The sequence below is a fragment of the Desulfonauticus sp. genome (assembly GCF_055126295.1).
Genome location: NZ_JBSRHE010000017.1, coordinates 23,821 through 42,628, shown reverse-complemented (window position 1 = coordinate 42,628; position 18,808 = coordinate 23,821). Strand labels below are relative to the sequence as shown.

Annotated in this window: 18 protein-coding genes; 15 read left to right on the top strand and 3 right to left on the bottom strand. The window is 40.2% G+C overall.

The features are described 5' to 3' along the window. The 10 genes from ACTCIM_RS09860 to ACTCIM_RS09815 form a co-directional block, all read left to right on the top strand. Positions 1-967, top strand: a 967-nt coding sequence (locus ACTCIM_RS09860) for a 4Fe-4S binding protein (protein ID WP_472315381.1), incomplete at its 5' end; no start/stop codon positions are given. A gap of 13 nt (positions 968-980) precedes the next feature. Continuing rightward, positions 981-1,502 carry a 4Fe-4S dicluster domain-containing protein gene (locus ACTCIM_RS09855; protein WP_029966031.1) on the top strand — a complete coding sequence of 174 codons (522 nt, stop codon included), beginning with the start codon at positions 981-983 and terminating at the stop codon, positions 1,500-1,502. Between the two features lie 21 nt (positions 1,503-1,523). Continuing rightward, complete coding sequence (locus tag ACTCIM_RS09850) at positions 1,524-2,432, top strand: CoB--CoM heterodisulfide reductase iron-sulfur subunit B family protein (RefSeq protein WP_472315378.1); 909 nt, start codon at positions 1,524-1,526, stop codon at positions 2,430-2,432. Between the two features lie 11 nt (positions 2,433-2,443). Beyond that, on the top strand, positions 2,444-2,857 hold the full coding sequence (locus ACTCIM_RS09845) for a hydrogenase iron-sulfur subunit (RefSeq protein WP_029966036.1): 414 nt from the start codon (positions 2,444-2,446) through the stop codon (positions 2,855-2,857). A 1-nt stretch (position 2,858) separates the two neighbouring features. After that, a complete protein-coding gene (locus tag ACTCIM_RS09840) occupies positions 2,859-3,845 on the top strand; it encodes an NADH-quinone oxidoreductase subunit B family protein (RefSeq protein ID WP_472315375.1) in 987 nt (328 codons plus the stop codon). 114 nt (positions 3,846-3,959) lie between these two features. After that, entirely contained in the window at positions 3,960-5,423 is a 1,464-nt protein-coding gene (locus ACTCIM_RS09835) for a Ni/Fe hydrogenase subunit alpha (RefSeq protein ID WP_472315372.1), read from the top strand. A gap of 86 nt (positions 5,424-5,509) precedes the next feature. After that, positions 5,510-5,956: a hydrogenase maturation protease gene (locus ACTCIM_RS09830; RefSeq protein WP_472315369.1), complete on the top strand. Its 447-nt coding sequence runs from the start codon at positions 5,510-5,512 to the stop codon at positions 5,954-5,956. A 142-nt stretch (positions 5,957-6,098) separates the two neighbouring features. Next, complete coding sequence (locus ACTCIM_RS09825) at positions 6,099-7,052, top strand: hydrogenase small subunit (protein WP_029966049.1); 954 nt, start codon at positions 6,099-6,101, stop codon at positions 7,050-7,052. 23 nt (positions 7,053-7,075) lie between these two features. Continuing rightward, positions 7,076-8,776, top strand: coding sequence for a nickel-dependent hydrogenase large subunit (locus tag ACTCIM_RS09820; RefSeq protein ID WP_029966051.1), 1,701 nt, complete (start codon positions 7,076-7,078; stop codon positions 8,774-8,776). 83 nt (positions 8,777-8,859) lie between these two features. After that, entirely contained in the window at positions 8,860-9,354 is a 495-nt protein-coding gene (locus ACTCIM_RS09815) for a HyaD/HybD family hydrogenase maturation endopeptidase (protein WP_029966053.1), read from the top strand. Here the strand turns inward: ACTCIM_RS09815 and ACTCIM_RS09810 are convergent. Further along, positions 9,347-11,752: a heavy metal translocating P-type ATPase gene (locus tag ACTCIM_RS09810; protein WP_472315366.1), complete on the bottom strand. Its 2,406-nt coding sequence runs from the start codon at positions 11,750-11,752 to the stop codon at positions 9,347-9,349. The genes ACTCIM_RS09815 and ACTCIM_RS09810 overlap by 8 nt on opposite strands. 179 nt (positions 11,753-11,931) lie before the next feature. Here ACTCIM_RS09810 and ACTCIM_RS09805 point away from each other — a divergent pair, with 179 nt between their 5' ends. Genes ACTCIM_RS09805 through ACTCIM_RS09785 form a run of 5 tightly spaced genes read left to right on the top strand, consistent with a single transcriptional unit; the run spans position 11,932 to position 16,636 of the window. Next, entirely contained in the window at positions 11,932-12,441 is a 510-nt protein-coding gene (locus ACTCIM_RS09805) for a YeeE/YedE thiosulfate transporter family protein (protein WP_029966056.1), read from the top strand. A 3-nt stretch (positions 12,442-12,444) separates the two neighbouring features. Continuing rightward, positions 12,445-12,969 carry a DUF6691 family protein gene (locus tag ACTCIM_RS09800; RefSeq protein WP_029966058.1) on the top strand — a complete coding sequence of 175 codons (525 nt, stop codon included), beginning with the start codon at positions 12,445-12,447 and terminating at the stop codon, positions 12,967-12,969. Positions 12,970-12,978: 9 nt separating this feature from the next. Then, on the top strand, positions 12,979-14,001 hold the full coding sequence (locus tag ACTCIM_RS09795; RefSeq protein WP_472315363.1) for a hypothetical protein: 1,023 nt from the start codon (positions 12,979-12,981) through the stop codon (positions 13,999-14,001). Positions 14,002-14,006: 5 nt separating this feature from the next. Further along, positions 14,007-14,216: a hypothetical protein gene (locus tag ACTCIM_RS09790; protein WP_472315361.1), complete on the top strand. Its 210-nt coding sequence runs from the start codon at positions 14,007-14,009 to the stop codon at positions 14,214-14,216. A gap of 17 nt (positions 14,217-14,233) precedes the next feature. Then, entirely contained in the window at positions 14,234-16,636 is a 2,403-nt protein-coding gene (locus ACTCIM_RS09785) for a c-type cytochrome (RefSeq protein ID WP_472315358.1), read from the top strand. 50 nt (positions 16,637-16,686) lie between these two features. On the opposite strand, the gene ACTCIM_RS09780 is transcribed toward ACTCIM_RS09785, so the two are convergent. Further along, positions 16,687-18,399, bottom strand: a complete 1,713-nt coding sequence (locus ACTCIM_RS09780) for a carbon starvation CstA family protein (protein ID WP_472315356.1) — start codon at positions 18,397-18,399, stop codon at positions 16,687-16,689. A 60-nt stretch (positions 18,400-18,459) separates the two neighbouring features. After that, positions 18,460-18,753 (bottom strand): hypothetical protein, encoded by a 294-nt coding sequence (locus tag ACTCIM_RS09775; RefSeq protein ID WP_029966067.1) that lies wholly within the window; start codon positions 18,751-18,753, stop codon positions 18,460-18,462. Positions 18,754-18,808 lie beyond the last annotated feature (55 nt).

Sequence of the window (18,808 nt, the reverse complement as noted above, 5' to 3'; positions counted from 1 at the left end):
GGCCACTGGTTTTAAGGTAATGGAAAAGGATTGGTTCAAGGAATTTGCACCCAAATCTCCCAATGTAATTACTGCCTTGCAACTGGAAAGGCTTATTTCCAGTATTGGTCCTACTGGTGGAAAACTGCTTCGTCCTTCTGATAATGAAAAGCCTCATACCATTACTTTTGTTTCCTGTGTGGGTTCCAGAGATGAAAAGTACCATACCTATTGTTCTCGTGTATGTTGTATGTACATGATTAAGCAAGCTCGTTTGATTAAAGAAAAATATCCTGACATCAACATCAATATGCATTTTATTGATGTTCGTTCTCCAGGTAAGGGTTATGATGAATACTATGTTGGTGCTCGCAAGATGGGTATCAATATTTTTAAAGGCAAGGTAGGAGGTTTGGAGATTTTGCCTGGGGATAGGCTGAGAGTGCTTGCCTATGATATGGAACAATGTACTCCCATTGAATATGAGTCTGATTTGGTAGTACTAGCTACTGCTATTGAGCTTCCTGATACAGCAGAAAAGCTTGCTCAAAAATTGGGCTTACAGTTCTGTGGAAGTCATTTTTATAGAGAATTGCATCCCAAACTTGGTCCAGTAGAAACCTCTGTGGCTGGAGTATTCCTGGCTGGTTGCTGTCAGGGTCCCAAGGATATTCCTGACACAGTAGCTCAGGCCAAAGGTGCTGCTGCAGTTGCCGCTGTACCTTTAGCTCAGGGCAAGGTTAAGATTGAACCACTACTTTCTGAAGTAAATCCAGAAAAGTGTAGTGGCTGTGGGGTATGTATTCCTCTTTGTCCTTATAATGCTATTTCCATGAAGACCTGGGGAGATACTCTAAGGGCAGAGATTAATTATAGTTTGTGTAAGGGTTGTGGCGTATGTACTTCTGCCTGCCCATCTCAGGCCATAACTTTACATGGCTTTACTGACGAAGAGATTTTTGCACAAATCGATGCTTTAACATCCTAGGAGGTTTATTAACATGTCTGGCTTAAAAATAGATGACGCCAAAGTAAAAGAAGCCATTGAAACCATCAGTAAATATGGTGGTGAGGCTGTGGTAAAATGTGTGCAGTGTGGAGCCTGCTCTGGCATATGTCCAGGAGTAAGAGTAGGCTTCAATGTTTTGTGTAGAATGCTTATTAAAAGGATTTTAACCGGTCAGTTGGAAGAGACCATAGAAGAAGTATCTACCTGGGGATGTCAGGCCTGTAATAGATGTACAGAAGTTTGTCCTCAGGGAGTAAGGCCCATGGAAGTGGTTTTTGCCTTTAGACGTTATCAGGCCTCTGAATTGGCCCTTTCCACTTCTGCCTTTGGTCCACAAATGAGTTTGTATAATGTGGGACATGCTGTCACCATTAGCCCTGAGGCAGTGGCTGAGAATAGGAAAAAAGCAGGTTTACCTGAAACTCCGCCTACTGCTTTAAACAACGAGCAAGCTCAAAAGGAAATTCAAACTTTATTGGATAATAGTCCAATGGCTGAATTGGGAATATTTTAAACCTTTAAGGAGTTGAAAAAAATGGAAAAAGTAGGATTGTTTTTAGGATGTAATATTCCTTTTAGAGCTCCAGATATAGAAAAGGCTTTTCGCTCTATATTGCCAGAATTTGGCATAGAGCCTGTGGATTTAGAAGGAGCCAGTTGTTGCCCTGCCTGGGGTACAGCTCCTTCCTTTGATCTGGATACCTGGCTGAGCTTATCTGGAAGGAATATTTCTTTGGCTGAAGAAAAGGGTGTGGATATTACCACTGGTTGTAACTCTTGTTTTGGGGTTTTGAGTGAAGCCAAACACATGATTGAGCATAAACCTGGTAAGTTTGATGTGGTAAATGAGAAGTTAAAGTTAATTGGAAGAGAATATAAAGGCACTTCTAAAATTTACCACATTATGCACCTTCTTTATGCCATTATTGGTCCTGAAAAGATTAAAGAGAAGATTAAATATAATTTTGAAGGGATTAAAGTTGCTGTACAGCAAGGTTGTCACTCTATCTGGCCCAGTGATGTTTATGAAGTCAAAGAAGAAAACCCCTTCTTCCCCATTCATTTAAAAACTATTGTAGAGGCAACAGGAGCAGAGGCACCTCACTATAGTAGGATAGAAGATTGTTGTGGTATGGGTGCTATGAGTTCTTCTGATAGGGAAAAATCTTTACAAACTTTTAAAAGAAAAATTTCTTCTATTAAAGAAGAAATAGATCCAGATGTGGTAGTTACTGGTTGTTCTTCCTGTTATTTACAATTTGATGGCTCTCAGAAAGTGCTTAAAGAAAGAGGGGATATTGATTTTGAAATCCCTGTATTTCATGTAACTCAGTTCTTGGCTATTGCCTTGGGCTTTGATCCCAAGCTAGTAGCTGGTATTTGTCAGGTGTCTAGAGATGAAATAGTTAAAGAAATGCAAAGTGAAAAACGCTTAGTGAAATAAGGAGGGGTAAAATGGAATTTAAACCCAATATAGTTGGTTTTGCCTGCCACTGGTGTACCTATGCAGGTGCTGATTTAGCTGGAAGTTTGCGTTTAAAGTACCCTCCAAGTATAAAACTAATCAGGGTACCCTGTTCTGGAAGAATAGAGCCAGAATACATTATTCAAGCTTTGGCCAATGGAGCAGATGGAGTACTGGTGGGTGGATGCCATTTTGGTGATTGTCACTACAAAGATGGTAACTACAAGACTGCTCGCAGGATGAAACAAGTAGAAGAAATGATTAAGGAGTTAGGTGTTGAACCTGGACGTTTTCGTTGGGAATGGATTTCTGGTTCTGAGGGACAAAAGTTTGCTGAGGTAGTTACCGAATTTACAGAAACTCTTAAAGAATTAGGTCCTAACCCTCTCAAGGGAGGTAATTAAGATGGCAGATAAGTTGAAATTTGCATTTTTACTTGCTGGCGGATGTGCTGGCTGTGAGATGAGTTTGGTAGATATTTCCGAAAAATTGGTAGATGCCCTGGAACACCTGGAAGTGGTCTTTTGGGCACCTACTGTTGCTGACGTAAAGTATAAAGATTTAGAAGCCATGCCAGACAAGTCCATAGACCTGGCCTTTGTGGATGGTATGATTCGCAACAGTGAAAATGAACATATGGTCAAGGTCTTGCGAGACAAAGCCAAGATTTTGGTGGCCTTTGGTGCTTGTGCTACTTTAGGTAGTATTGCTGGTATGGCCAATATGCATACCAAAGAAGAGCTTTTTAAACAGGCCTATCAGGATACCTTTAGCACTGATAATCCCGATGGAGTATATCCCACTCCAGAATATCTTTTGGATGGCAAATACGATTTAACTATCCCAGAGTTTTTGCCAGAAGTTAAGGTCATTGATGAGGTAGTACCTGTAGAATACTATGTAGGTGGCTGTCCTCCTCATCCTGATTTTGTAGCTGCTGCTGTGGAGGCAGTTATTGCTGGTAACCTGCCACCAGCTGGTTCCTGGCTTACCAGTGGCAAAGCTGTGTGTGATGTGTGTGAGAGAAATCCCAGAAATCAGGGCACAGATCGTTTCTTAGTAGAAGAAGTATATCGTACCTCAGAAAAAGCTCCTGAAGATGGAGTATGTTTGCTTCAACAAGGTATTATTTGTTTTGGTCCTTTTACTCAGGGAGACTGTGGTTGCTCTTGCCCCAAGGTAGGTATTCCCTGCCGTGGCTGTGGTGGCCCCATTCCTGGAGTAAAAGACTATGGTGCCAGGGCCATGAGTGCCATTGGTTCTATTTTAGGTAGTGAAGAAGCTGTAGAGCAGTTAATGCAAAAATATCCAGTTTTAGCTAAGTTTTACTATCGCTACTCTCTACCCAGTTCTTTAATTGAGAGAAAGAAAAGAGCGATAAAAAAGGGTTAACCTTAACCCCCTTTTTTTAAAGGGGCCCTTATAAGGAGTGGTCCCATGAAAATACGAGAAGTTTTCTCCAAGTTTTTTGGAGGAGGAAAGACAGAACAAACAGGGAGGACAAACGTGAAAAAGATAGAAATAAACCCTATAACCAGATTAGAAGGCCACGGAAAAATTGCCATTTTTCTTGATGATAATGGCAATGTGGATGATGCCTTCTTTCAAACCGTGGAATTTCGCGGTTATGAAAAATTTTTGCAAGGCTTACCCATAGAAGAGGTTCCTCGCACTGTATCCACAGTATGTGGAGTGTGTAGAGGAGTTCACTTTACTGCATCCATGAAGGCTCTGGATGGCGTTTATGGGGTAGAGCCAACCCCTACTGCCAGGAAATTAAGAGAGCTTTTTTACATGGCTCACTATGTGGAAGACCACGCCGTAATTCTCTATGCCCTTGGTTTTCCTGATTTTGTAGTAGGCCCAGAGGCTGACCCTGCTACCAGAAATGTTATTGGATTGATTAATGCAGTGGGTGCAGAAACTGGTAAGGCAGTGTTGGCCAAAAGAAAACTGGCCGTGAAAATCTTTGAGCTCTTGGGCGGTAAACCCAACCATCCAGTTAGTGCTCTTCCTGGTGGCTGGTCCAAAAAGCTCACTGAAGAAGAGAGAAAAATGGTTGATGGCTGGGTGGACGAGCTCATTGAACTGGGCAAGTTGACCTTGCAAATCTTTGAAGATGTAGTGCTTAAGAATGAAAAGTATCTTTCCTTGGTTACTGGAGATATGTACAAGGTAGTGGTCAACTACCAGGGTAGTGTGGATGAACAAGATCGCATTGCCTACTACGACGGTACTCAAAAGATTGTAGATACTGAAGGAAATGTTATTGGCACCTTTAGGGGCAAAGAATATCTGGACTTTATTGCGGAAAGGGTACTTCCCTGGTCTTACCTGAAGTTCCCTTATCAGAAAAAGCTTGGTCCCTGGCAGGGCATTAAAGAAGGTAAGGGAACCAATCTTTATGCAGTAGGTCCTTTGCCCAGATTTAATGTGGCCAGTGGCATGGATACTCCAGAGGCCCAAAAACACTATGAAAAGTTCTTTGATACCTTTAAGACCAAACCCGTGCACTTTGTTTTGGCCTATCACTGGGCTAGAGCTATTGAGCTCTTAAATGCGGCTGAAAGGATGAAAGAGCTTATCAATGACCCAGATATTACTGGCACTGATAACTGGAATAAGCCTACAGAAGTGGTAGGTGAAGGTGTGGGTATCATTGAAGCTCCTCGTGGTACTTTGATTCACCACTATGTAACTGATGATAAAGGCATTGTTACCAATGCCAACTTAATCGTAGCTACGACTCACAACAATGGTCCCATTAACCTGGCTGTAAAGAATGCTGCTAAGCACTTTATTAAAAATGGTAATGTAAGCGAAGGTCTTTTAAACTATGTAGAAATGGCTTTCAGGCCTTATGACCTTTGCCTGGCCTGTGCTACTCATACCATTACTGGTGGAGTTCCTTTTGAAATTGAAATCTTTGATAGCGAAGGAAAGCTGCATAAAAAACTAAGAAACTACTAAAAAGAGAAAGTGTTTTTTTACAAAAAAGCCAGGCTTAAAAATGCCTGGCTTTTTTTATTTACAGGAAAAAAGGAGTAAAAGAACTTATGGATACAGTGGTCTTAGGTATAGGAAATCCTCTTTTAGCAGATGATAGGGCAGGTATAGTAGTGGTGGAAGATTTGGAAAAAGAAAATTTACCGGCTCACTTTGAAGTGCTTTATACCGTGGGGTTTGAAGTGATTGATAAGGTTCTGGGCTATAAAAGGGCTTTAATTGTTGATGCCTGTAAATTGGGAAATCCTGTGGGGACAATTTTGGAAGTGGGAGTAGAAGATATTTTTTCTTCTCCCAACTTAATCAATTCCCATGCCATTAGTGTAGGTACTACTCTAAAGACTGGCTATACTGTATTTAAAGAAGAAATGCCCCAGGAAATAAAACTTTATCTCATAGAAGTGGAAAACATTGAAGAGTTCTCCAAGACTTTTACTCCTGCAGTAGCAGAAGCTGTGGAAGAAGTTAAAAAGAGGATTAGGGCAGAATTAAGATAAAAAAACTATTGAAAAAAGTAATTATTTTTCTCAAGAAGGAACAAAAATAAAAATAGATAAGATTTTACTTGCCAACTTTATGTATTTTTTGCATAGAGTTAGGTATAAAAATTAATACTTAAACCCAAAAGGGAGGTGCCCTATGAAGTATTTTGTCGGGCTAGGTAAGGATGACCCCTTAGAGCGTTTGGAAAGGAGAGGGGTATCCAGGCGTGATTTTATGAAATTTTGTACTGCTGTAGCAGTGATGATGGGAATGGGTCCTGGTTTTGCTCCCAAGGTAGCAGAAGCTTTGACCAGCAAAAAAAGACCCAGTGTTGTCTATTTGCACAATGCTGAGTGTACGGGCTGTTCCGAAGCTGTGCTTAGGACTGTAAGTCCTTTTATTGATGAGCTTATTCTGGACACCATTTCTCTGGACTACCACGAAACCATTATGGCTGCTGCCGGCGAACCAGCAGAAGAAGCCTTACATCAGGCCATTTCTTCTCCCAATGGCTATGTGTGTGTAATTGAGGGAGCTATTCCCATGAAAGATGGCGGTATTTATGGTAAAATTGCCGGCAAGACCATGTATGAGATTTGTGCAGAAATTGCTCCCAAGGCCATTGCTACCATTGCGATAGGAACTTGTGCTACCTTTGGTGGGGTGCAGGCTGCTGCTCCCAATCCTACTGGAGCTAAGGGGGTAAATGATGCCCTGGGTAAGCTGGGAGTAAGGGCCATAAACATTGCTGGTTGCCCACCCAATCCCTATAATTTTGTGGGTACAGTTGTTCACTTGCTTACCAAAGGCATGCCAGAGCTGGATGACAACCATCGTCCTGTTATGTTTTATGGAGAAACCGTGCATGACCTTTGTCCTCGCAAAAAGCATTTTGACAACAGTGAATTTGCTCCTTCTTTTGACTCAGAAGAAGCCAAAAAAGGTTGGTGTTTATATGAGTTAGGTTGTAAAGGACCTTATACCTACAACAATTGTCCCAAGATTAAATTCAATCAGACCAACTGGCCAGTAGAAGCAGGACATCCCTGTATTGGTTGTAGTGAGCCTAATTTCTGGGATGAGATGTCACCTTTTTATGAATCCATGTAAAATAATTTTCAAGGAGGAGTTATATGTCCGGTTGTAGAGCAAAAAAGGCCCCTGCTATTCCAGTTACTCCCAAGAGTAATTATTCTGGGCCCATTGTGGTGGACCCAGTAACCAGAATAGAGGGGCATCTAAGAATAGAAGTAGAAATTGAGAATGGTAAAGTAAAAAATGCCTGGAGTAAACCCCAACTTTTTAGGGGTTTGGAGATAATTTTAAAGGGTAGAGACCCTAGAGATGCGCAGCACTTTACTCAAAGAGCCTGTGGTGTATGTACCTATGTGCATGCTCTGGCTTCTGTGCGCTGCGTAGATGATGCCGTAAAGGTAGATATTCCAGCCAATGCTAGAATTATGCGCAATCTGGTCATGGGTGCCCAATATCTTCATGACCATATAGTGCATTTTTATCATTTACATGCCCTGGATTGGGTGGATGTAACTTCTGCCTTAAAGGCTGATCCTTACAAGGCTGCCAAGATTGCCAACAATATTTCTCCTCGTCCCACCAAGGCTGAAGACTTAAAGGCTGTCCAGGAAAAATTAAAAGCCTTTGTAGATAGTGGACAGTTGGGCATTTTTACCAATGCCTTTTTCTTAGGTGGGCATGATGCCTATTATCTGCCCCCAGAAGTAAACCTCATTGCCACAGCCCATTATCTGGAAGCTTTGAGATTGCAGGTAAAGGCTGCCAGAGCCATGGCTGTGTTTGGAGCCAAAAATCCTCATACTCAATTTACTGTAGTGGGTGGAGTAACCAATTATGAGGCCTTGAGCCCAGAGAGATTAAGTGAATTTAGAAATCTCTGGCAAGAAACCAAGAAGTTTGTAGATGAAGTTTACATTCCAGACCTCTTGGCTGTAGCTTCCTATTATAAGGATTGGGCTCAATATGGTGGCTGCACCAACTTTATTACCTTTGGTGAATTCCCTGAAAAGGCCAATGACTTGGCTTCCAGATTTATGCCTCAGGGTGTTATTTTTAATCGTGACTTGAGCAAGATAGAAGATTTTGATCCCAAAGAAATTTACGAGCACGTAAAATACAGCTGGTACGAGGGCGACAAGGCCAGACATCCTTATGAAGGTGAGACCAAACCTTACTATACCAGCCTGGAAGACAAGAATAAATACTCCTGGATGAAAGCTCCTCGCTACAAAGGAGAGCCCTGTGAAACAGGTCCTTTGGCCAGTGTGTTGGTAGCTTATGCTAAGGGAGTACCTGAATTTAAGGAAACTGTAGATTATGTCTTGAATTACCTGGGAGTAGGCCCTGAAGCTCTGTTCTCCACCCTGGGTAGAACCGCTGCTAGAGGTATTGAAACCAAAGTTATTGCTGCCAGGATTGAAAAGTGGCTGGATGAACTGGAGAGCAATGTAAAAGCTGGTGATACCAAGCTTTATCAAGAATATGAGATGCCTGATGAAGCTGAAGGGGTAGGTTTTGTTACTGCTCCTAGAGGTGCTCTTAGCCACTGGATTAAAATTAAAAATAAACAAATTGCAAACTATCAATTAGTAGTTCCCTCTACCTGGAGTTTGGGACCCAGGTGTGCCAATGGCAAATTAGGTCCCATTGAAGAAGCCCTTTTAAATACTCCTGTGGCTGATCCCAAGCGTCCAGTAGAATTGTTGCGTACTGTACACTCCTTTGATCCTTGTATTGCCTGTGGTGTACATGTCATAGATCCTAAATCTAATGAAACTTATAAGTTTAGAGTGCTTTAATTAAAAGTTCTTTGCTTCAAAAGAGCCTGAAGTTTTCTTCAGGCTCTTTTTTATTAAACTAATTTCTTAAGGAGCATATTGGTATGGAGGAGAGATTTCCCATCTTGGTGTTGGGCGTAGGAAATATCTTGTTTACAGATGAAGGCATTGGCGTAAAAGTGATTCAGGAACTGGAAAAAAGATACGAATTTTCTGAAGATGTGCATTTATTAGATGGTGGCACTCTGGGAATGAAGCTTATGGACTATCTTACTCGCTGTGATAACTTGATTATAGTGGATGCTGTGTTGGGAGATGGTAAGCCTGGTACAATTTATCGCTTGGTGGGAGATGACCTTAGAAAAAGCATTTCCTTTAAAAATTCTTTACACCAGACTGACCTTACAGACACTTTGATCTATTGTGAACTTATAGGAAGCAGGCCAGATACTGTGGTTATAGGCATTGAGCCCAAAAATATGGATGACGTGAGTTTAGAAGTCTCTCCAGAAATAGAACAGGCCATCCCTTTACTTATAGAAAAGGTATTGTCTGAGATTAAAAGGGCAGGGGGAAGCTTTAAACCCAGGTCTAACTAGTTAGCTTTTTGGATTTAGGGGTATATTTTTTCAACATTAAAGATAAGCTAACAACTGTTACTGAGCTCAAAGCCATGGCCAGGCCTGCAAATTCTGGTCTAAAACTTATTTTAAAGGCTGGATAGAGTACTCCTGCAGCTACAGGTATTAAAATTACATTGTAGGCAAAGGCCCAGAAAAGATTTTGTTTTATTCTCTGCATTACCTTTTGACTTAACTCCAGACTGGCAGGTACGTCCAAAAGGTTATCCTTTACCAACACAATATCCCCGCTTTCCATGGCCACATCTGTTCCACTACCTAAGGCAATCCCCACATCAGCTTGGGCCAGGGCCGGAGCGTCGTTGATTCCATCTCCCACAAAGGCCACCTTTTCGCCCCTGTCTTGCAAGGATTTGACCTTACTGGCTTTATCTTCTGGCAATACTTCAGCCAGGACCTCGTCCAGATCCAGTTTTTGGGCAATAACTTTGGCAGTTCTTTGGTTGTCTCCTGTAAGTAAAATAAGTTTATAACCCCTTTCCTTTAACCAGGAAACAGCCCTGGGAGTACTGGGCTTTAGGGAATCAGCAATAGCAATAGCACCTACAACTTGCTGGCCTTTTCCCACCAGACTGACAGTAAACCCCTGGCTTTCCAGTTTCTCTAGGGTTTGTTTTTGTTTATTATCAAGAGATATCTTTAAATCTTGAACCAATCTTAAGTTGCCTATGAAAAGATTTTCCTCTTTTAATCTAGCTTTAATGCCCTTACCTCTTAAAGTAATAAATTCATCTACAGGTAAGGGAGATAGCTTTTTTTCCTGGGCCTTTTTGACAATAGCTTGAGCTAGAGGATGGGTGGAGTTTTTTTCCAGACTCAGGGCATAGGTTAAGACCTCTTTTTCCGAATAAGGCGAAAAGGCTATTGTTTTTTGAACCTGTGGTTTACCCAAAGTAAGAGTGCCGGTTTTATCAAAGACAATTGTGGTTATATGTTCACTTCGCTCTAAAGTCTCTCCATTTTTAATCAAAATACCCAGTTCTGCTCCTCTACCTAAGCCTACGGTTATAGCTGTGGGAGTGGCCAAGCCTAAGGCACAGGGACAGGCAACTACCAGCACGGAAATCAAGGAAGTTAGAGCAAATAAAAGGCTTTCTCCAGCTATAAAATACCAGACAAGAAAACTTAAAAGGGCAATGGTCAACACCACTGGGATAAAATAAGAGACGATTTTATCTGCTAACTTTTGAATAGGTGGCCTACTTCCCTGGGCTTCTTCTACCATGTTAATGATTTTGGCTAGAACTGTATCTTCTCCTGTATGCGTTGCTTCTATTTTTAATAAGCCATCTTCATTTAAGGTTCCTCCTACTACCTTGTCTTTTACTTTCTTTAGTACTGGTAATGGTTCACCTGTAAGCATGGATTCATTTACATAACTTTCACCTTCTACAACTATTCCATCTACAGGAATCATCTCTCCAGGTTTAACTATAACAACATCCTTTGGTTTTAAGGACTCGCTATCCACTTCTACTTCTCTTCCTTCAAAATAAATCCAGGCCTTTTTAGGGCGTAGTTTTAAGAGTTTTTCAATGGCTTCAGAGGTTTTTCCCTTAGCCTTTTGTTCTAAATATTTTCCCAGGATAAGAAAGGTGGCCAAAAATATAGCTGCTTCATAAAAGATAAAATTACCTGGCAAAACTTTAAAAGTAGAAAGTATACTGGCTAGATAAGCTGTACCCATACCCATGGAATACATTACTTCCATGGTTAGACTTTTATTTTTCAGGCTGCGATAGGCAGCTTTAAAGATATGACCACTGATAAATACAAATACAGGTGTAGTAATAAAAAACATAAGCCAGGATTTATCCCAGGATAAATCTAAGTGCATAATTAAAAGTAAGATAAATCCAGTTATGAATCCAAGAACAATTTTAAATTTTTGTCTTTGCAGGAGCCTGGCTTGTTCCTTGGGGTCTAGTTCTGCTTCTTCTGTGCCTAAAAACTTATATCCTGCCCTGGTAATGGCTTCTTCCAGTTCTTTTAAGGAATAGGCCTTAGTATATAATTCAAGATAGGCCTTTTCTGAGGCCAGATTGACCCGGACCTTTTTGACCCCTTCTACCTGGCTTAAGGCCTTTTCCACTGCCTTTACGCACATGGCACAACTCATGCCACCCACTTGGAGCACTCTTTTCTCTGTTTTTACTCCATACCCCAGCTCTTCAATACGGGAAATAATTTGCTTTAAAGATAACTTTGAAGGGTCAAATTGAAGAGAAAGTTTTTCTGTAGCCAGGTTTACCTGGGCTTCTTTTATCCCTGGTAAATCCTTTAAACTCTGGTCAATATTTTTAGCGCACATGGCGCAACTCATACCTGTAATAGCTAGTTCTACCCTTTTTAGCATGCTATTGCCTCCTATTTTCCCTTACTTAGCAGTCTAATTCCTTTTTAACCTCAGGGCAAGGAGGTAAGATAGAAAAACAATTTATTGAATTGAAGTATCAGCTTTTAAAAAAGTATTGCCTTTTTTGGTTTTTAAAGTAAACTTATCCTTAAAAAGTGATAACTTTCAGGAGGTAAAAAATGAAAGGAAAATACTGGTCTCCTTATCTAGCCGGTGGTTTGTCTGGGTTGGCCTTGGTACTTTCGGTGTGGATAAGTGGCAAATTTTTTGGAGCCTCCACTTCTTTTGTGCGAGTAGCTGGATTGATAGAAAAGGTCTTTGCTCCAGAATATGTAGCTAGTTTAAGTTATTTTCAGGCCAAGGTACCCAAGGTAGAGTGGCAGGTTATGTTTGTGTTGGGCATTATGGTGGGTTCTTTTGTGGCTGCTTTGAGCTCTAAGACCTTTCAAATTGTCTGGGTTCCTCCTATGTGGGCAGAAAAATTTGGTCCTGGTAGGCTCAAACGAGCCCTTTGGGCTTTTTTAGGCGGGATTATAGCCATGTTTGGAGCCAGATTAGCTGGTGGTTGTCCTTCAGGCCATGGCTTGAGTGGCGTGGCGCAACTTTCTGTAGGCAGTTTAATTGCTTTGGTATGCTTTTTTGTGGGCGGAATTATTTCAGCCAATCTTTTCTACAGGAAAAGGAGGTAGGGCATGAGTTTATTTTATGGTTTTATTACAGGTGTTGTGTTTGGCTTTTTATTACAAAAGGGACAGGTCATTCGCTATGACAAGCAAATTGCTGCTTTGCGTTTTTTGGATATGACTATTGTAAAATTTATGCTTAGCGCTATTCTGGTAGCTATGGTGGGTTTATACCTTTTAGAGGGAATGGAGTTGATTAAATTCAGTTTAAAACCCACTATTTTGGGAAGTGTAATTACAGGCGGTCTTTTATTTGGGCTTGGTTGGGGAATTTTAGGCTATTGTCCTGGCACTTCTCTGGGAGCAATAGGAGAAGGCAGATTGGATGCCCTTAGTGGAATTCTGGGAATGTTAGTGGGAGCAGCACTTTTTGCTCAAATCTATCCCTGGATGCAAAAAACTTTATTGCTTGTGGGGAATTATGGTAAAATTACCTTACCCCAGGTTTTGGGGATTAACCCCTGGATTGTGATTGTACTTTTCTGGCTGGCAGGTGTACTTTTATTTAGGTGGTTTGAACAAAAGGGATGGTAGGAGCAAAAAATGTCTTTAAATATGCCAGGTAGTATTTTACTTATTCCTGCAGGCTGGTTTGATTTTTTTCTACATGCTCTTTTTTTTATTCATCTTATCTTAATAAATATTGTCATTGGCTGGAGTATAATAACTTTAGTGGAAGAGGTAAAAAATAAGGATATTATTCCAAAATTTACTTCTTCCAGATTACCCACCCTGCTTGCCTTTGCTATCAATTTGGGAGTGGCTGCTCTTTTGTTTTTACAGGTTTTATGGTCAAAATTTTTCTATACTTCTTCTGTGTTGATAGCTCCCTTTTGGCTAAGTGTGGTTTTTGTGCTTATTCTGGCCTATTATCTTTTGTATCTCTATGACTTTAAATTTTATTCTCTAAGCTCTGCTGTAAGAATATCTATTCTGGCCTTAGTTGTTTTATCTTTTTTGTATATAGCCTTTATTTTTGTTAGCAATATGTCCTTGATGCTTAGGCCTGGTCATTGGCAATCTATTTACTTCAAAGAAAAGCTTTTTTTTAGTGGTGAGCCTAGCTTATTGCCCAGGTATTTTCATTTTATTGTTGCGTCTGTAGCTATTGGAGGGCTGGTCTTTGCCTTTTGGGGTAGTAAAAAGGGTAATTTACAGGTAAAAGTGGGGCTTAAGTGGTTTGTTGGAGCAACTTTCTTGCAAGTAATAATAGGGGTATGGTTTTTACTTTCTCTGCCTAAAGAGGTAATCTTAAGTATTATGAGAGATAAACTTAGTCTTGTCTATTTATCTACAGCTATATTTTTCCTTTTACTTAGCTTGTTTTTAGCCTTTAAACAAAAACTTATGCAGCTTATTTATAGTGTGTTTTTTTTAGTGTTATCTATGGTTTTGCTTAGAAGTAAAGTTAGATTTTTCTATTTAAAGAATAATATAACTGAAAATGATTTTGTTTCACAAAATGATTATTCTTCTTTTGTACTTTTCCTTATAACTTTAGTTCTGGTTACTGGTTTACTTGGTTATATTTTTAAAGTTTATACAGAAAGTAAGCTGGAGGAGTAAGTTAAATGACTTATCCTGTATGGGAGCTTGGTTTTGCAGGTGGAGGATTACTTATAGCTTTAATAGGCATTTTTCATGTCTACATTGCCCATTTTGCTGTGGGTGGGGGAGTGTTTTTAGCTCTTACTGAAAAAAAAGCTATAGCTTTAAATTCTCCTTCTCTTCTGGAGTATACCCGTAAGCATGCTTTGTTTTTTTATTACTCACCATGGTAGCAGGTGGAGTTACAGGAGTGGGAATTTGGTTTACCATTTCTTTACTTCAACCTGCAGCTACTTCCTTTTTAATTCATCATTTTGTCTTTTTTTGGGCTACTGAATGGGTATTTTTCCTGGCTGAAATTATAGTTTTACTGCTCTATTACTATGGCTTTAAAAAACTTGATTCTCAAAAACACATCTTACTGGCCTGGTTTTATTTTTTATTTGCCTGGGCTTCTTTGTTTTTTATTAGTGGTATCATAGATTTTATGCTTACTCCAGGTAAGTGGCTGCAAAGTAAGAATTTGTGGGATGGTTTTTTTAATCCTTCCTTTTGGCCTTCTATTTTTTTTAGAACCTTTTTGGCCTTAAGCATTGCCTCTATCTTTGGCCTGGTTACTGCTAGTTTTAAGTTGAAAAATGAAGACAGAGTAAGGATGTCCAGGTATTATGCCAAATATATAGTTTTCTTTACTATACTTACCTTTCTGGCTGGGGTTTGGTATTATAACATATTGGACCAAGGATTGAAAAATTATATCTTCAAGCTCACACCATATTATAAAAATATTTTAGATTGGTTTGTTTACCTAACTCCGCTAATTATTATTGTTTCTTGCTTTTATTTTTCCAGATTAAATGGCTCTTTTCAAAAAACTTTATCTTTAATTATGCTTATTCTTGGTATTATCTATATTGGAAGTTTTGAGTTTTTAAGAGAAGGAGCAAGAAAACCTTTTATTATTTATGATTATATGTATTCCAATGGAATAAAAGTGCAGGATTTAGAAGAAGTAAATAAAAAGGGAATACTTGCTTTAAATAGTTATTGGTTGGATAAGGATAGAGCAAATAATAATCTTTATTTGGGAAAAGAAATATTTAAGTTAGAATGTAGTTCCTGTCATTCCAGAGGGGGACCTTTAAGAGATATTTTAAAATTAACCCAAAAGTATGATAATCCCTTTGGATTGGTTAGTCAGTTAACTGGCCAGGGTAAGATATTGAAGTACATGCCGCCTTTTTCAGGTACAGAAAGGGAAAAAGAACTGCTGGCCGAGTATATTGTTTATGGATTACAGAAAAAAGAAAAAGAGATTGGAGAAAAACCAGAGCTTAAACCTGTGGAGCTAAGCCTACCTCCTTTTGCTGAAGACCAAAGCGAATATGTGCTTTTGGCCTGGAACAATCTGGGCATGCATTGCATTTCTGATAGCTGGCCCTATTGGGTGCTTTTACCCCCAGCCAATGACCTTTTTGCCCTGGTGATAAAAAGAGGAGAATTGCCAGAAGTGGTTACAGAAGGGATTGAAGTTATCTATGAGGTGGAAGAAGGATTTAGGCATCCAGAAGAGGAGGTTGAATTTTGGCAGGTGGCTCCTAAACTTTTTGGAAAAAAACTTGCTCCAGGAGAAGGACTTTCTGGCAACAGGGTTGTGGGTAAAATGAAGCTGGAAGAGGAAACAGGTATTTTTGGAGCGGATTTGATTCCTGTAGTGCCCTATTCTAAAAAAGGTTTTAACCCCTATCCCCAGTTTACCATTAAGGCTGTGGACAAAGAAAGTGGTAAGATTCTGGCTACAACCAAGGTAATAGCGCCTACTTCCACAGAAATGGGGTGCAAAAACTGTCACGGAGGTCCCTGGAGGAAAAAAGAGGGTGCTGGTATTTCTGAAGAAACTGCTCAGGATGTTTTAAGGGTACATGATAGGATAAATAACACTAATTTGTTAAAAGAGGCCAAAGAAGGTCGCCCTGTCCTGTGTCAATCCTGTCATCCAGACCCTGTGCTAAAAGCCAAAGGCAAACCCCATTTGCCCAATTTGCCTGCAGCCATTCATGGCTGGCACGCCAATTACCTTTCTGGAAGAGGTTCGGAGGCCTGTTTTCAATGTCATCCAGCAAGCTTAGCTGGCAGTACGGGGTGTCTTAGAGGAATACATGCAGCCAGGGGGTTAGACTGTACTTCCTGTCATGGTTATCTGGAAGACCATGCTTTAAGTTTGTTGCGCTTTGAAAAATCAAAGGGAAAAGCAGTGGAAAAATTGATGCTTAATTTAAAGCCTCGAAAAGTTGATTCTCTGGAAAAAATAAAGCCCAGAGAGCCCTGGCTAAATGAGCCTGATTGTTTTACCTGTCATCAAGACTATGAAAAGCCAGTTAAAAAAGAAGGTTTTAATGCTTGGACTAAAAATGCCCAGGCACTCTATCGCCATTCCTTTGATGAGAGTGGAGTTTTGCCTTGTATTGGGTGTCATGGCTCTCCCCATGCTATTTATCCAGCCAAAAACATCTATGAGCAAGACCTGGATAATATTCAACCCTTGCAATATCAAAAGAATAGAAGGGCCATTGGCGCTGGTTTGAACTGTAAGGTGTGTCATTTAGTAGATATGGAAGATGAGATGCACCATGTAAATATGTTGCGTCCATAAAAAAAGCCCCTCTTTAAGAGGGGCTTTTGGTTTTAAGGGCAGTAGTTTTTTTAGGCCACAGCCTTTTCTGGAGTAGATGGCTTTTTCACCAGGAGAAAAGCCTCTATAATCATCCAGATTTCCAGTAAGAAAATAATTCCACCAATAATTACTAAAATCCAGTTTTGGGTAGCGTAGAATTTTTTCAGGTTTAAAACCATGGCCCAACCAGTCATGGCAATCATGAAAACCATGGGAATAACTGTATAAATAGTGGGTATTTTTTTCTTTACCAGATAGACAGTGATTACCAGCAAAGCAAGTCCAGCTAAGAGCTGGTTGGCAGTACCAAAAAGAGGCCAGAGAGTAAGAGCACCCTTTCCAGAACCATTGTAAAAGGACAGAATAAAGGCAGTAAGTACAGCAATCATAGTGGCAGGATGTCTTTTGGCCAAAGCAGGTACCTTACAGGCAATAGCCAGCTCGCCAATAATGTAGCGTTGCAACCTGGTAGCAGTGTCCAGGGTGGTGGCAGCAAAAGAAACCAGAAATACACCCATAATAGTTACCGTGATATTTTTAGGAATACCATAAGATTCAATTAAATTGGCTCCACCTTGCACAAAAGCATTTATCTTAGCTCCCAAACCACTAACAGCTGCCCAGGAAGAGTAGTAGTGAGTAAAGGCTTCTGTGCCAAAAAAGGTGCCATCTTTGGTTATGAGCCCAAGTCCAAGTCCTGCAGCTACAGAAATGATAACCAGGGTGGATAAACTTCCTTCCATGAGCATGGCGCCATAGCCAATAAAACGGGCATCTTCTTCAGAATAACATTGTTTAGAAGAAGTCCCAGAACTGACCAGAGAGTGGAAACCAGAAATAGCTCCACAGGCAATAATTACAAAGAGAAAGGGCCACATGGAAGGAGCGCCCTGAGGATTGGGATTGATGGCAGGAGCTGTAATTTGGGGATGGGCAACAATAACTCCCAAAGCTAATAATCCCAGAGCAATGAGTAACTGGTGAGAGTTAATGTAATCTCTTGGCTGCAAAAGGGTTTGTACAGGCAAAGTAGAAGCAATATAAGCGTAGATATAGAGAATAATCATCCAGGTGATTATGGCTCCACTGGGACTAAGCCCCAAGGCCTTTAAATCTACAGGAACATAGGCACCAATAACTACAGTAATGTACATTACAATAACCGCAATAATTCCCCAGAAGGTATGGCTGGCACCTTTTTTATAGACCTGATAACCAAGAATAACAGCAATGGGTATTTCCAGCCAGACAGGAATAACAGCCTGGGGATACATGTCAAAGAGAATGGCAATAACCAGGGCAAAAACTGCAATTACCAGAAGGAGTAAAAAGAAAATAATAAGCAAAAAGAGAATGCGTACCCGAGGGGAAATAAGGTCGCCAGAAATATCTCCAATGGAGCGGCCATTGTGTCTTAGGGAGACAATTAAGGCTCCAAAATCATGTACTGCTCCTAAGAATATAGAACCAACAAAAACCCAGATCATTGCTGGGACCCAACCCCAGATTAGGGCTACTGCTGGTCCTACAATAGGTCCTAAACCAGCAATGGAAGTAAAGTGGTGACCAAAAAGAACGTGTTTGTTGGTAGGGACAAAGTCAATATCATCCCTTAGTTCATGAGATGGGCAGACTTTGTCTGCAGCTAGTTGAAAGATTTTTTTACCCAAAAACCTTCCATAGGTGTTATAGGCTACAACATAGCCCACACCTACCAACAGAGCTAACAGTAACGAGTTCATAATAAAAAACCTCCCTCCTTTTAATTTTACCTCCCCTGTACAAAGAGGTGATTGGCTATTTTATAGAGGCACTTGCAATCCTTCTACATATAGAGAGCTAAATTTCCAGAATCCCTGTTTTTTTAAAACAATGGGACCGATTTCCCTAAGTCTTCTATCTATAAAGAAGTGGTAATTATCCACTTTTTTCCAGCGATATGATTTTAGATTTTGAGGTTTTTCCAAAATCACCCGAATCTCCTTGGCCGTGCCAATGGGGCAGTTGGTATCTATTTCTGCTAAAGTTATGCTAATATCTTCAGCCTGGCGTTCTTCCAGGTATTTTAAGGCCTTGCGATGAATAATGATTTTCATTTTTTTAGTTTAATTAAAAAAAAGCAATATTCAACAACTTATTTTTACTTAAAAT